Here is a 14,235-nt window from a genome sequence, read left to right on the forward strand (position 1 = left end):
CGCGAGCGAGGTCCAGGTCCGGCCGCCAGGGGCGGGCCCCTACCCGCGGGGTCCCTCGATCCGGTGACACCTCTTGTGCCGGAGAGCTCCGGGCTGCCGGGCGCTGCCTTGCCGCCCGTCGCGTGCCGTGGGCTCGTCGGGGATGGTTGGTCAGCGGGTTCGGGAGGCAAGGTGTTTGCGGATCTGGACGTACGGCTCCGAGACTTGCGCGGGAATCGCGGGATGGCGTGCGGTGAACGTGGCGCCGATTCGGGGCTTGCTTCCTCCGAGCTCCTTCTTCACCATGTCCAGCAGAGGGCCGTTTACCCGTCGCAGGAAGGCCTCGATCTCGCCGGCCCTCGGTTCGGTCGTGTCACCGAAGCCGTCAGCGAGGGTGAAGACCCCGGCTTTCGTCCAGTAGCTCTTCCAGACTGCGAGAGGTCGTCGGCGTCGGCCGGCCGCCCGTAGGCCGGGGCCACGCCGCGGTCCGTGAGGTGCTTGCTGAGCCGGCTGCTGACCTTGAGGGCCCGGCCGTCTGCCACGAGGGCCCAGGGGATCGAAAGGCGTCGAGATAGTCGATTTAGAGGACATCTCATTTGGGGACCTAAGTAGGCTGCACGTGTGACGATCGTGGAGCGTCTCGTCCCGGACGAGTTGTGGGAGTTGTTCCAGTTGGTGGTGCCGGATGCGCCGACGCGCCCGCAGGGCGGCGGTCGGCGTCGGTACGGGGACCGGGAGGTGTTGGCGGCGATCGTGTTCGTGGCGACGTCGGGGTGCACGTGGGCTCAGCTGCCGCCCTGTTTCGGCCCGTCCGGGCCTACCGCCCATCGGCGCTTCACCGAGTGGAGCAGGGCCCGGGTGTGGGCCAAGCTCCACCGGGTCGTCCTGGACGAACTCGGCGCGCATGGCGAGCTGGACTGGTCGAGGTGCGCGGTCGATTCGGTGAACATGCGGGCCCTGAAAAGGGGGAGCTGACGGGTCCGAATCCTGTGGATCGGGGCAAGTGCGGGTCGAAGATCCACTTGCTCACCGAACGCACCGGTTTACCCCTGTCGCTCGCGATCTCTGGGGCGAATGTCCACGACAGCCAGGCCCTGATCCCGCTCGTCGACGCGATCCCGCCGATCCGCTCGCGACGCGGCCCGAGACGGCGCAGACCCGGCAAGCTGCACGGCGACAAAGCCTATGACCACCGCTTCGTCCGCGCCTTCCTGCGCCGTCGGCGGATCGCCCGCCGCGGGATCGAGACCTCCAACCGCCTCGGCCGGCACCGCTGGGTGATCGAGCGCACTGTCGCCTGGCTCGGCGGCTTCCGCCGGCTCCACCGCCGCTACGAACGCAAGGCCGACCACTTCGCCGCCTTCGCCAGCATCGCAGCAGCCATCATCTGCACCCGCAGACTCTCTGAATGAGATGTCCTCTTAGCCCCAGTTCTGCAGCTGCTGGAGCAGGCCGGCATCGCCCTCCATCCGCAGCGAGCCGGCTGGGATGCGCATGTACATGAGCAGGGCCATCTCGCTCGCCGTGCCGTAGATGGCGGCGGTGGGCTTGCTCTCGGCGGCCTCCGCCGCGGTGAGGCGGGTGAAGCGGGAACCGGCGGCGTCCACTGTCTGGCGCCAGGAGCCAGCCTCGGCTGCGTGGTAGTCCATGGTGGCGGGCTCGCCCGGCCACGGGACCGTGACGGTGCAGACGGTGGCGAGGAACTCCTCGATGGCGTCGACCGCCTCGGTCGTCGGCAGCTCCTGCTGGGTACCGGAGGCCAGCTGGGCATCGTAGGTGTGGATCAGCGACTCCGGGACGCGGCGGCGGGCCACGGCGGCCACCGTGTGCGGCGAGGCCAGCGGCTCCCACCAGGCCCAGCAGCCCCGGTCCGGGCCAGCCTCGCGCAGAGCAGTAAGCAGCTGCTCCGTCGAGTCGGCCAGCCAGGTTGTGAGGGCCTCGCGCTCCCTGGGCGCCGCCAGCCCGTCCTTGCTCGGCCGCTCGTCGCCCGGCGCGGTGTTCAGCACGATGTACGCCCAGAAGCGGTCCCCCTCACTGAGGTGGTTCGCCAGGTCGTACAGCGTCCAGCCCGGGCAGGACGGGACGTCGGCGTCGAGGCTGGGGGCCTCGGCGACGGCGGCGCGGAACGCGGCGGACCGCTCGTCAATCATCCGCAGCAGGGTGGGGAAGTAGAGATGCTCAGTCACGCAGACCTTCTATCACCCGGGCCGGAACTCTCGCACTCGATTTAGGCTCCCAAATGAGATGGCCTCTTACTGGGCGTTTCGTCCCTGAGTTTTGAGGTCATGTTCCGCGCCAGGTCGGGGTGCTCTCGCCGGTGAGGCGGCGGGTCATGAGGCCGATCATCGCGACGTGGACCATGGCTTCGGAGCGGGCCGGCAGGGCTTCGTAGTCGCGCGCCAAGCGGCGGTGGTTCATGAGCCATCCGAAGCTGCGCTCGACGACCCAGCGGCGAGGCTGGACGACGAAGCCTCTGGTCGTGGGGTTGCGGCGGACGATCTCGACGTCGATGCCGAGCGTGGCGCCGTGCTCGATTACGGCGGTCTTGTAGCCCATGTCGGCCCAGGCCTTGCGGACGGTGGGATGGCCGGTGGCAACCTGGGTCAGCAGCTGCCGGCCGGCGGTGCCGTCCTGGACACTCGCGGCGGTGACCAGCACCACCAGCAGGAGCCCGAGCGTGTCGGTCACGATGTTCCGCTTCCTGCCGACGATCCTCTTCCCGACATCGACGCCCTGGGTGGCGGCAGGGACGTTGGTGGAGGTCTTCACGCTCTGCGAGTCGATGATGCAGGCGGTCGGCTCGGGATTGCGCCCCTCGCGGGTGCGGACGAGGCGGCGTAACAGGCCGTTGAGCTGCTCGAACACCCCCTCCTTCTGCCAGCGGGCGAAGTAGGCGTAGACGGTTTCCCAGGGCGGGTAGTCGTGCGGGAGGTAGCGCCATGGGATCCCGGTGCGGTCGACATAGAGGATGGCGTCCAGAAGGTCGCGCAGTTCGTGCTCGGGTGGCCGGCCGAACGCGAGGGCACGTTCGGTGCGGGCTTGGCGCCAGGCGGTCAGGGTGGGTTCGACCAGGGCCCAGCGGGCATCGGACAGGTCACTCGGATACGGTCGACGATCCGTCATGACGACGGCATACTGCGGAATCTCGCCTCGGACCAGAGGTCACGGAATCCAGGGGACAATCGTGCTCCAGCCCGGCTTCTTGGGATGAGACAGGACGTAGTACGCAGTTCCGACGGACATTCGTATGCTGGCAGCACTCCCGTCGCGCCAACCTCTGGAGCACCCGCAGAGGAGCCGGCCAAGCAGCCCTAAAATCGGGATCGACAGCCGCTTTCATGGATGAAACGCCCAGTTAGAAGTCGGCGGCGTCCTTGGCCTCAGTGAGCGACTGTGTGGGGTTGACAGCCGAGCGGCTGGCGACGGGGCATCGGCAACACAGGTGGCCGTGTCCGACGTCGGGCCTTCCGTCCTGTCGAGAGACGGCGTACTCCGTGAGCCTCAGTGCGTGATCCGGTCGATCACCAAGCGCTCGAAGAGGTCGTCGTGCAGTTCGTCCTGGTACTGCTCGACCGACCGGTGCGCGGCCGCGATGTCCCCGTTCCAGTCGGTGATGACGTCCTTGTTGAATTCGATCAGGCGGTGTACGTCGTCCGGAGTCAACTCGGGATGGAACTGGCAGCCGAAGACCCGCTTGCCGAAGCTCAGTGCTTGGACGGAGGTGTGCTCGTTGCGGTACTCGATGCGCACCCCGTCGACCTCTTCGATCTGCGGACTGATCGCCTGGTAGTGGAACGACGGCACGACGCCGATGCCGCGGTCGCCGCCCCCGCTGCGGCGGCTGTTGCCGGCTCGGCTTACCGGGGTCAGGCCGACCTCTATGCCCGAGGTGTCGATGATCGAATTCGGGCGCAGCGCCTCGGCGATCAGCTGCGAGCCAAGGCACACGCCGATCACTGCGGGGCCCGGGCTCGTGGGCTCGGCGCCCCCGTCTCGCTCGTCCGTGTTCGCGATGAGCTCGCGCACCAGCGTGATGGTCGCGCGCATCCACGCGGCTTCCGAGTGCACCGAGGTTTGTCCTCCGGTGAAGACATAGGCCAGGGTCGGTCGTGGCACCCGCGCGGACGGATCGGCCGCCTCGGTCGTCAGGTTCAGGCGGCCACAGCTCAGGCCGGCCCGGGTCAGTCGCTGCTCGATCCGGTCGGCGTAGTCGAGACCGTCGTAGATCAGTCCGTCCGCGACACAGATCTGAACGTCCACCGGCATGATCCCCCTTTACCCGAAGAACCTCGACCACAGGTTGAGCGCCGAGTCGACGCACTGGACGAAACTCAGGATAGCCACGATCGTCACGGCCAGGTTGACTCGCGTCACACGGCGCACCTGCTCGTGCTCCAACTTGCGTTCCACCGCGTGCCGTGCCATCTCGAGCAGGGTGTCAGTACGCTCGCGCACCTTTTCGGTCTCCCAGGCCTTCAGCACGCTGTCACGCAACTTGAGAACGTGGAAGTCGTAGCTGAACGTGGGCCGCACCAGCGCCTGGTAGTCGGCACGCAGCCGTCGTTCCAGACCGATGAGCAGTTCGGGATCTTCGTCCAGGGCCGACTCGCGGATGATCCGTTCCGCGGCGTTGGCGGAGCGTTCCAGCCGGGCGTAGTGCACGTTCAGTTGACCCAGCAGATGCTCGAGCTGGCCGAGCGTGCCGTGAGGGCTCCGGGAGGCCAGTAGGAAGAAGGCGTACCCGGGGTAGAAGAACTCTTCCGGCCACGTCGATTCGGAGGGGATCGGCTTGGCGGAGCGGGGGTAGACCAGGTGCCGTAAAGGATCGGAGAGCGTCGCCCGGCCTGGAGCCGGGTGGGTGGTGCTACCCGCGTAGGTGAGGTTGAAATACGGCAGGACCGTGGGACACGGCGGCCCCTGCCGGCATCGGTCGGAGATCGCGGTGAGGGCCGGCAGCAACTCGTCCCTGATGTGCGTGGTGACATCGTCGCGGCCCTTCGGCCCGAAGGCGTCGAGGAGCCGCTCTCGCTGTACCTCTGACCACCCGTCGGCGATTCGCATGTGCACGGCCACCGAGCCGTAGCCGTCCGGGAACAGGATGCCGGTGACGTTCACCTCCACCGGTAACAGCGTCGCCTCCTGCACGATTGTCGTCAGCCGCGCGTGGAACGCGTCGGAGCCGGCGAGGTGCGTGAGCAGATCGACGGGGGGATTGCCGAAGGTGAGCGAGCCACGCAGGTATTGGTCCAGGGACCGTTGCACGACCGTGAGGCGGCCCTCCGGATCGAGCGCGCCGCCTGCCGGAACAGCGAAGACGGGAGGGTCCGCGAGCGACACGGGCCCGGGATAGAAGGGCCCGGTCAGCAGCAGCAGCGCGTCGCCGCAGAAGTCGACGTCACTCGGCTCCGCAGGCGGTGGCCCGACAGCCACACGGGCATGCGGCAGTTCGACTCTGCCCGGTGCCTCGCCCGTCTCTTGAACAAGTTCGTACCTGTCCATGCGAACGCCCCCCGACGATTCAGAATTCTCAGCCTTGCAGGCTACCGCCTCTTCGAGATCCATGACAGGCATCTGATGCGGCTCGCTGCCCCGCCGCATTCCGCCCCGCTCATCAGGGTCCGCCGGGCACGAAGACCTCCGGCAGCAGGCCGCGGGTGTCGGTCAAGATCTGGCGCTTGCGGCCACTGTGTGGCCCTTACGGCTGGGCAGGGTCGATGGTGAAGCGTTCGGGGCGGGCGGCGCGGGTGTAGGTGATGGCGGTGGCCGGTGAGATCCCGGACATGTGCGTCAGGTGGACGGGGTCGGCACTGTGGTGCGCCGGGTGGGCCCGGCGGCATAGAGGCCGTGGAAGAAGGCCGTGCTCGCGGGCGGGCCACCGGGGTCGGTTGCGGTGATCTGGCTGACGACCACGTGCGGATTGGGGCGGTGCGGCCAGCGGTGGCGGCGTTCGCGCAGCATCTGCCGGATGGCGGCGACGGTGAGTTCGTCGAGCCGACCGGCTGCGGCCGAGAACGGGAGCTGACGGCGGTGCGCTACGGGTGAGCCGGCGGGGCGTCAGGGCAGTTGCAGGGTCTGTCCGGTGAGGATGAGGTCGGGGTTGTCGCCGATGGTGCCGTGGTTGGCCTGGTAGAGGGCGGGCCACCCGCCGGGGACCTGCGCGGTTTGGGCGATGCCGTCGAGGGTGTCGCCGTCCTGGACCACGACGGTGCCGTCATCCGCGGGGCCGGGGTCGGTGGCCGGGTCCGGCTCGACGACCGCCGCGCTCTGGTCGACGGCCGGCGGCGGGGCGGTTGGCTGCTCGGCGGCGGGCCGGTGCGCCGGTCGCGGTGCGGGGACGGTGTGGTGGCCGGGGGAGGTGTGGCCGGCGCGGGCTCCGCAGGCGGGCCAAGGCGCGAGGCCGCGGCGGGCGGCGAGGTGTTCGGCGACCGCGATTTGCTGGTCGCGGGTGGCGAGGTCCGGGCGGGACGCGTATGCCGTGCCGCCGTTGGCGCGCCAGGTGGATCGGTCGAACTGGAGGCCGCCGTAGTAGCCGTTGCCGGTGTTGAGGTGCCAGCGGCGGCCGCTCTCGCAGGCCGCGATCTTCTCCCAGTCGATGCCCTGCCCTGCGACCGTGCCCGCGGCAGCCGTGGTTCGGGGCCGGGTCGCGCTTGCGGGGGCGGTGGTGGCGGTCCACAGGCCGGCGGCGCAGGCGAGGGCGAGGAGTAACTGCAGGATCCGGTGGGCGACGGACATGGCGGAACACACTCACCGAGAGGTCGGCGATCGGGCGGCCGGCGCCCCGGGGCACCGCCCTTCCAGCGATCGCACACGCCGCAGCCGCTGCCCGGTCGACACACCGGGAAGGTCACCCGCCCGGCTGCGCGGCGCCACCCGTCCACTGCACACGTGCAGGCAGCCTCCCTCGCACCGCTGCCCCCGACCGCCCTGCCCAACATCGGCCCCAACCACCGCCCGCACCCTCACCCACCTCGGCCTCACCACCCTCGGGTCGAGTTGGCGACCGTGAGGAGCAAGAGTGTGACCAAGGGGATGCGCACCGGGCCGAAGTACGTGCCGAGCAGCCTCGTGGCGAACGCCGCAGCACCCACCAGCAGCGTCAGCGCAAGTGCCAGGGGCAGCAAGGGGGCGGGCACCACCCCAGGACGGGGCCGGCCCGCGTTGCGGCCAACGCCGGCAGCGACGGCGAAGCCAGCAATCAGGGCGAAGCCGTGCCGCAGGGCGGATGCTGGGCTGTTGCCGACCGAGGGCCAGAGGGCCACAGGGCCTGGGGGCTTGCCCGCGGCCCGACCACTCGGTCGATCAGCCCTGGCGGGCCTCGAACCGCGGGTCCCGCCTGTTCAGGACGTACGTCTTTCCGCATCGGCGGACGACCTGAGCCCCGGGCTTGGCTTTCAGCGTTCGAAGCGAGTTGCGCACCTTCATCTACTCGTCCTTTCGCCTGCACTCCGCCGTCTCTGGCGTCGCGAGCGCCTCAACGCGGCCCCGTCGGTGGTTCTTCCCGCTGCAGATGGAGCTCGCGGGCGGCGGCTTGGCTCGTTGGCGTCGCCCCCTGCGCACGCGAGGCGCCGCAGGGTCGCACGGTGAGCTCCCTACGCCCGCGGGGCCGTGCGCAGCGCTCCGGCTGGCTGCCGTCGTTCGGTCGCCGACGGGGACAGAACGTAGCGGGCGGTGTCCGCAGCTGCGGGAGAAGCCGAGGTCACGCCCGTCATTGATGAGGGAAATCGTGCACCTGCCGGCAGGCGAGTCCGCCTGAGCTGTCCAGCGGGCCTGCGCGGAGAGACGATGGAGGGCACCGAGACGGAAGGCGAGGTCGAGCGACGGGGCTGGATCGGACGAGGCCGCCTATCGGTGGCGGGCGGAAGGAAGGCCGGGCATGAGCGCCTCCGATGCGGGCCAGCCCCCGGTCGGCAGGGTGCGGGCTGCCGCGTCCGAGCCCGGTGGCCTGCTGGACCTGCTGGGTGTGGCCGCTGCGGTGTTGGACGCGGATGGGCGGGTCGCCCTGTGGAGCCCGCAGGCTCAGGATCTCTTCGGCTGGAGGGCCGAGGAGGCGCTTGGCCGGTACGCGGCCGAGCTGCTGGTCGCCGAAGAGAACCGGGGTCTGATCCTCGAGCTGTTCGCCGAGGTGATGGGCGGCGGCGGGCGCTGGGCGGGGGTGTTCCCGGTGCGGCACAAGGACGGCAGCACCCGGCTGGTGGAGTTCCGCAACATGCGGTTGCAGGACGAGCGCGGCCGCCTCTATGCCTTGGGGATCGCCACCGACGAGGCCACGCTACGTGGCGTCGAGCGCGATCTGGCCCTGTCGGCGCGGCTGGTCGCCCAGTCCCCGATCGGGGTGGCGGTGCTGGACACCGACTTGAGGTACGTCCTGGTCAACCCGACACTGGAGCGCATCAACGGCCTGCCGGCCGAGCAGCACCTCGGTCGCGATGTCCGTGACGCGCTGCCGTTCCTCGACACCGGGGTCATCGAGTCCGCGATGCGCCAGGTACTGGCAAACGGGAAGCCGCTGGTGGATCAGTTGACGGTCGGCCGCACGCGTGCCGATCCGGACAGCGACCACGCCTGGCGAGCGTCGTACTTCCGGCTGGAGGACTCGGCCGGGCGGGTGATGGGCCTGGCCGTCACGGTGGTGGACGTCACCGAGCAGCACCGCGCGGCCGCCGAGGCCGCCCGCGCCCGACAGAGACTGGCGCTGGTCGCCCAGGCGTCCATACGGATCGGCACCACCCTCGACCTTGGCCGGACCGCCCAGGAGCTGGCCGACTTCGTCATCCCCGACCTCGCCGACGTCGCCGCGGTCGACGTTCTCGACTCGGTCCTGAGCGGACGCCCGCCCACGCACGGGCCGGTCGCGCGGCCGGTGACCCTGCGAGCTCTGGCCGTGGCGGCGGCCTACCCCTCCGACGCCTTGCGCGCCGCCGACCCGGTCGGGGAGATCGCCAAGTACGACGCCGACCGCCTGGTCACCCGGTGCGTGACCACCGGCCGTCCAGTGCACGTGGCCCACGTGACGGGCGAGGACCTGCCTGGCATTGCCCGAGACGGCGAGGCCGCAGCCGTGCTGGCCCGAGCAGGCCTGCGCTCCTACCTGGCGGTGCCGCTGATCGCCCGCGGCGAGGTGCTCGGCGCCCTGGACCTCAAGCGCGTGCGTGATCCGCTGCCGTTCGGCGAGGACGACATCGTGCTGGCCGAGGAACTTGCCGCCCGCGCCGCCGTGTGCATCGACAACGCCCGCTGGTACCAGAGCCAACGCAACACGGCACTGACCCTGCAGCGCCACCTGCTGCCGCACGTGCCCATGCGGCCCGTCGGTCTCCAGGTCGCCTCCCGGTACCAGCCTGCGGGACGCGCCGCGCTGGCCGGCGGTGACTGGTTCGACGCCATCACGCTCGCCGGCGACAAGACCGCCCTGGTCGTCGGCGACGTCATGGGCCATGACATCAACGCAGCCGCCAGGATGGGCCAGCTGCGCACCGCCACCCGCACCCTGGCCGATCTCGACCTCGACCCCGCTCAGGTGCTGCACCACCTCGACCGCGTCACCGTCGAACTCGGCGAGACCACCGCCACCTGCGTCTACGCCGCCTACGACCCGCACGACAGGCGGTGCCGCATCGCGCTGGCCGGCCATCCACCCCCCGTGCTGGACCGCCACGGTCAGGCCCCGGTACTGCTGGAGCTGCCCCCGGGTGCGCCGCTGGGCGTCGGAGGCGTCCCGTTCGAGGCCGCCTGCGTGGAGCTGGCGCCCGGTGACCGGCTGCTCCTGTACACCGACGGCCTGGTGGAGACCCGTGACCAGGCCATCGACACGCGCCTTGATGCCCTCATGAGCCTGCTCCGCGGGCCCAGGCTGTCGCTGGAAGCAACCTGCGACCGTCTGCTGACCGCACTGCGACGGGCGGACGACGACGATGACGACGTGGCCGTGCTCATCGCCGAGGTCGACTCGGCGCCGGGTCCGGTCGGACACACGGCGTGAGGGATGCGAACGCCGATCCGAGCGGCCGGATACCTCATCAGTTCGCCGCCGTAGCCCGCTGCTCGGCCTCCGCCGAGCCGGATCATCCGTGCGGTGGCGGGCCGCATGACGACGCCGATGACGTCGCCGGGCCGGGCGGCCCCCACGAGCCGGCCGTCCGCTTCGACCCCGAGCTCTCCGCTGGCGGGCAGGACTTCGAGGGCGAGCTTCTCGCCGGCCGAGAGGAAGAGCGCCCGGTTGAAGGCGGAGTGCGGGGCGGCCGGGATCACGAGCATGCCTTCCGCGTTCGGGGAGACGAGCGGACCTCCGGCGGAGAAGCTGTAGGCCGTCGAGCCGGTTGGGCGGCTGTAAGCCCATCCGAAGCCGCCGCCAAGGCCCAGGGCGTATACCGTCCAGAACCTGCGGAAGCGGCTGCGGGAGGCCGAGGACCGGCTCCTCGGGGCGCTCGACGACAACGAGTGCCAAGCCTTCCGCAGCCATCTCACACGCATCGCCTGTGACGTCCGGGACGTCGACCTGGCCGCCGAAGCCTGCGAGGCGGCCACCGACCTCTGTGAGTAGCTCGTTCTGACCGCCGCTGGATCCGGCCACCGTCTGCGTGCCCGGACCACCGTGCATCATGGAACTGCGGCCGACGGGCAGGAGGGGTGCGCGATGGAGCTGTTCCCACCGATGCCGCTCGCCGAGTGGCGGGACACGAAGGAGACGCTGCACCGCTTCGCGCAGGTGGTGGGCAAGATCCGCCTTGCGGCGAGTGTGCGGCGGCCGTTCTCGCTGGCCGAGCCCGGCCGCGGCCGGGCCCTGCCGGAGGACTCCGGGTTCACCGGGGTCACCGTCCGAGGATTGACCGACCCGATGCACGTCGGGTCCGACGCGGATCACGCGTTCCGGTTCGTCGCCGGCCTGCTGGGCTGAACGCTCGACGGACTGAATGCCGTCGGCTGTGATCGTGCGCGGGGCGAGCTCCCGGCGACCCTCACGGCCCATCGGACGGACGGCGGCGTGCTCTACCCGTCCGCGACCTGGCTCATAACGGCGACGCGCACGTAGTACGGGTGCCACTGCGGTGCCCGACCGCGATCTCCGGGAGGATTCGCTGTTCCGGCTCTGCCACCTCGGTTCGTGCGCCCGCGCCCCCGGGCCCGGCGGCTGCTGTTCGGCGCGGACTGCGAGGCTGCCGAGGAGTTCTACCGCGTGCTGTGAGGCAAGGTGGAGCGGACGCTGTTCACCGTCCCGTTCACGGCCAGCCGCCGTTTCCATGTCGTCTGCCCGCGGCACCGGCGGTGATCGCTGTGCTGGCTACTTCGTGCGCTGCCCGCGCTGGGATTTCCGCACGTCTTCTCGCCCGGGACGGCGGCCACGTGGGGCCGGTCCTGTGCTGTGGCTGTGCTGGCTGGGCCGGCCGTGCTCGGCGTGTTCTGGGGTCGGCGGTGACTCGCTGCTGTGGCGGGGTGTCGTCCGAGGCCGATCGTCTGGCCTGGGTGGGAATCGGGGTTCACCCGTGGGGTCTGCCGTGTGCATCAGCCCGGCGGCGATGACACTTGCGCCTGGGACGGGGAAGGTCAGAGCGCTCCTGGCCGCGGCCGGTGCGGCGGTGTGGGCCTTCTCCCGGAGGGACTTGTCGGATCGTCCGCTGCGGGCATTGTCCTGCGGCTGTGGGGGCATCCACAGCTCGCCGGAGTCCGTATCTACGTGAACCACCCCGTGTTGCACGTGGGCGACCGACTGAGTTCCGTTCTCCCTCGCGCTGGACGGACGTCCGGAGCTACTCCCAGAGTCCGGAACAGCTGTAACCGATGGTCCACTTCCCCGGACCGGTTCTGATGCGGAACCTGGTGATGTGCCCGTGGCAGATGCTGCCGTCGGGGGCGACCTCCATCAGGGACGCATCGACGAGGAGACGGTTGACCTCCTGCCCCTCGGCCTCGGTGATGCGCCTGAGGAACTCACGTGGCGCCTTGTGGAACTCGTCCCAGTCCTCCTTGGTGAACTCGACCTCCCAGAGCTCGATCTGGTGGTCTTCCTCCTGGTGTCTGGCCGTGAACGTGGCCATGGTTGATCACCCCGCAATCGTGAACGGTCTCGCAGTTCAAGGCTTCCGCTCGGGGACTCTCCCTGCAACTGCGGTCACACGGGGTCACGGTGAGCGCCGTCGCTCCGAGATCCGCCGCCTGATGAGCGCACTGATCCTCGACCAACCTCGCTCACTCGCCCAGACCTTCCACTGGTCGATATGGCGCCGGACGCACCGGGGACGAGCCCGCGATCTGCTCCCCGCATACACGGGGATGGTCCCACTACGTAGGTCTCGCCGAGCCGGGGCACGTTCTGGCGGGGGGGGGGGGGGGCTACACCGCCAGCATCAGCCAGGGCGAAGATGCTACGCAGGTCCGCGACACGAACGGACACGTCGGCGGCATCCGGACCGGCCGGAGGCTGTCCACGGAGTGTACCCGGCCCGCCGCCCGGACCCCGGCCGGCGGCGAACGCACCGCCACCGCCGTCAGCGTCGCAGTGAACCACCTCCGCAACAACGGTCCCCAGCTCCTGGAACCCGAACCGCGCCTCGCCTGACCTTGGCTTGCGGCTGCCACCTGTTCGCGCCGTCCACGCCCGAGGGGCGACGAGGATCGGCTACGGGCCGCCTCGACCTGCGCCCTGCTGGCCGTCGATCGGGGAGCCCGGGGTACTTCCTGCTGCGGCGGCCCCAAGTCCGGCGCTTTCGGTGTCTTCAGCCGGCCTGTCCCCGGGCGACGTTCGTTGAGCAGGGGACGGGGCTGACCTTCCGCCACGGGCGGCGGAGCCAGGGTCTGCAGTCGGCCCTTCAGCGAGTGGCGTTGATGCTGGCCGGCCGTGCGGGCGCGCCCGGCTCGGCGATGACCACGCCCTGCGCCTCAAAGAGATCCTGGCCCGCTGCCCGGCCCTCGCCCGCACCGTCGAACACGTCCGGGCGTTCGCCGAGCTGATGAACAACCGCCGCGGCCGGAAACTCAAGGAATGGATCGCCACGGTCCAAGCCGATCAGATCCCCGCCGTGGCGACGTTCGCCGCTGGCCTTCTGCAGGACCTGGACGCCGTCGTTGCCGGGCTCAGCCTGCGCTACAGCTCCGGCGCAGTCGAGGGCCACAACAACGACATCAAGATGATCAAACGCCAGATGTTCGGCCGCGCCAACTTTGACCTCCCGCGTAAACGCATCCTCCACGCACCATGAGGCCGCAGGCCGTGACGGCGCGCATGGTTTCGCTCGCGGGCATGCCCTCGGCCAACGGCCCTCAACTGTCCGAGCCGACCCATACGATCGCCCTGTGACCGACAAATCGCCCCTCGCCCCGTTTCACCTTGACGAAACCGACGAATCCGATCCTTCTCATTGCCTGTATCTCTTCGACTGCGACATGGAGCGGGTCGCCGACGTCTTCGAGTGTCCCGCGTCAAGTAACTGGCAGGTTTTCGGGTTTGGGAAAGTTGGGGACGAGCGGGTCCGCGAGGCCGGTGTGCACGTCGTGGGGCCGGTTCCAGGCGAGTGCCTCGTGGGGCCGCACGGTGTTGTACTCGAGCCGGTAGTCCTCGGCGTGGCGGACCAGGTCCAGGGCGTCAGGGATCTCCTCCAGGAACAGCTTCTCGTACTTCAGCGAGCCGAAGCCGCGCTCGCGTGAGCCGTTCTGGCCCGGGGTGCGGACCCTGGTGCGCACATGCCGCAGCTCCGGGCGGGTGGCGATGAACGCCTCGAACCGGAACGACCGGAACGGCCCGCCGTTGTCAGTGACGATCGTGACCAGCGGCTGGACCGTGCCGTCCGCGTCGCGCGGGGCCAGGTCGACCAGCCGGGAGCCGGTCAGGCGTTCGGCCTGCGCGAGGGCGAGCTCGATGGCGGCGATCGCGTCGTGCTGGTTGGCGGTCGGTGCCACGTGCCAGCCGAGCTCGTACTTCGACCAGTAGTCCCGGCAGCCGGCCAGCCGCCAGGTGCCGCCGCCGGTGGTCTCGAACTCGGAGAAGTCCAGCTGCCAGACCTGGTTCGGGCCGGTGGGTTCGGTGGCGAAGGCGGCCTTGCGGCGGGCTGCGAGCTGTCGTCGCTCGCGTTGGTAGTTCGCCTCCAGCAGCAGGCCCTCGTCGCGCAGCAGCCGCAGCACGGTGGCCTGCGAGACGCGGTGGCCGTCGTGGCGGCACATCGCCCAGACCTTCCGGTGCCCCCAGGCCGGGTGCGCGAGCGCGTGCCGGCGGGCGGCCTCCCGGACCCGCTCGCGGGCCGGGCGCGGCCACGGCCCCCGCGGCCC

At 70.2% G+C, this 14,235-nt stretch carries 12 protein-coding genes and 2 pseudogenes; 4 read left to right on the plus strand and 10 right to left on the minus strand.

Features of this window, described 5'->3' with window-relative positions:
- Positions 1-606: 606 nt before the first annotated feature.
- A protein-coding gene (locus AB0P35_RS35225) for an IS5 family transposase (protein WP_363519156.1) occupies positions 607-1,391 on the plus strand; the annotation gives its coding sequence in 2 pieces (ribosomal slippage) (positions 607-939 and positions 942-1,391; 783 coding nt in all).
- A 9-nt stretch (positions 1,392-1,400) separates the two neighbouring features.
- Here AB0P35_RS35225 and AB0P35_RS35230 read toward each other — a convergent pair.
- From AB0P35_RS35230 to AB0P35_RS35260, 7 genes are all read right to left on the minus strand, one after another.
- Positions 1,401-2,165 (minus strand): maleylpyruvate isomerase family mycothiol-dependent enzyme, encoded by a 765-nt coding sequence (locus tag AB0P35_RS35230; RefSeq protein ID WP_363519127.1) that lies wholly within the window; start codon positions 2,163-2,165, stop codon positions 1,401-1,403.
- A gap of 97 nt (positions 2,166-2,262) precedes the next feature.
- On the minus strand, positions 2,263-3,102 hold the full coding sequence (locus AB0P35_RS35235; protein ID WP_363519130.1) for an IS5 family transposase: 840 nt from the start codon (positions 3,100-3,102) through the stop codon (positions 2,263-2,265).
- Between the two features lie 378 nt (positions 3,103-3,480).
- Complete coding sequence (locus AB0P35_RS35240; protein ID WP_363519133.1) at positions 3,481-4,239, minus strand: hypothetical protein; 759 nt, start codon at positions 4,237-4,239, stop codon at positions 3,481-3,483.
- Positions 4,240-4,254: 15 nt separating this feature from the next.
- A complete protein-coding gene (locus AB0P35_RS35245; RefSeq protein WP_363519136.1) occupies positions 4,255-5,541 on the minus strand; it encodes a hypothetical protein in 1,287 nt (428 codons plus the stop codon).
- 225 nt (positions 5,542-5,766) lie between these two features.
- Complete coding sequence (locus AB0P35_RS35250; protein WP_363519139.1) at positions 5,767-5,937, minus strand: hypothetical protein; 171 nt, start codon at positions 5,935-5,937, stop codon at positions 5,767-5,769.
- A gap of 96 nt (positions 5,938-6,033) precedes the next feature.
- Positions 6,034-6,711, minus strand: coding sequence for a transglycosylase family protein (locus tag AB0P35_RS35255; RefSeq protein ID WP_363519142.1), 678 nt, complete (start codon positions 6,709-6,711; stop codon positions 6,034-6,036).
- A gap of 567 nt (positions 6,712-7,278) precedes the next feature.
- Positions 7,279-7,401 carry a ribosomal protein bL36 gene (locus AB0P35_RS35260; protein ID WP_363519145.1) on the minus strand — a complete coding sequence of 41 codons (123 nt, stop codon included), beginning with the start codon at positions 7,399-7,401 and terminating at the stop codon, positions 7,279-7,281.
- Positions 7,402-7,852: 451 nt separating this feature from the next.
- Between AB0P35_RS35260 and AB0P35_RS35265 the strand changes: the two genes are divergently transcribed.
- Positions 7,853-9,958: a SpoIIE family protein phosphatase gene (locus AB0P35_RS35265; RefSeq protein ID WP_363519148.1), complete on the plus strand. Its 2,106-nt coding sequence runs from the start codon at positions 7,853-7,855 to the stop codon at positions 9,956-9,958.
- Between the two features lie 89 nt (positions 9,959-10,047).
- Here the strand turns inward: AB0P35_RS35265 and AB0P35_RS35270 are convergent.
- Positions 10,048-10,449 (minus strand): annotated as a pseudogene (locus AB0P35_RS35270) (hypothetical protein); the annotation flags it as partial.
- A 163-nt stretch (positions 10,450-10,612) separates the two neighbouring features.
- Between AB0P35_RS35270 and AB0P35_RS35275 the strand changes: the two are divergent.
- Positions 10,613-10,723 (plus strand): annotated as a pseudogene (locus tag AB0P35_RS35275) (DUF5996 family protein); the annotation flags it as partial.
- A 1,000-nt stretch (positions 10,724-11,723) separates the two neighbouring features.
- Here AB0P35_RS35275 and AB0P35_RS35280 read toward each other — a convergent pair.
- Positions 11,724-12,011, minus strand: coding sequence for a hypothetical protein (locus AB0P35_RS35280; RefSeq protein ID WP_363519151.1), 288 nt, complete (start codon positions 12,009-12,011; stop codon positions 11,724-11,726).
- A gap of 852 nt (positions 12,012-12,863) precedes the next feature.
- On the opposite strand from AB0P35_RS35280, the gene AB0P35_RS35285 reads away from it, so the two are divergent.
- Positions 12,864-13,172, plus strand: a complete 309-nt coding sequence (locus AB0P35_RS35285; protein WP_363519159.1) for a transposase — start codon at positions 12,864-12,866, stop codon at positions 13,170-13,172.
- Between the two features lie 220 nt (positions 13,173-13,392).
- Here AB0P35_RS35285 and AB0P35_RS35290 read toward each other — a convergent pair.
- On the minus strand, positions 13,393-14,235 hold an 843-nt coding region (locus tag AB0P35_RS35290), incomplete at its 5' end, for an integrase core domain-containing protein (protein WP_363519154.1).

This window comes from Kitasatospora sp. NPDC085879, from assembly GCF_040686255.1.
Classification (GTDB): domain Bacteria; phylum Actinomycetota; class Actinomycetes; order Streptomycetales; family Streptomycetaceae; genus Kitasatospora.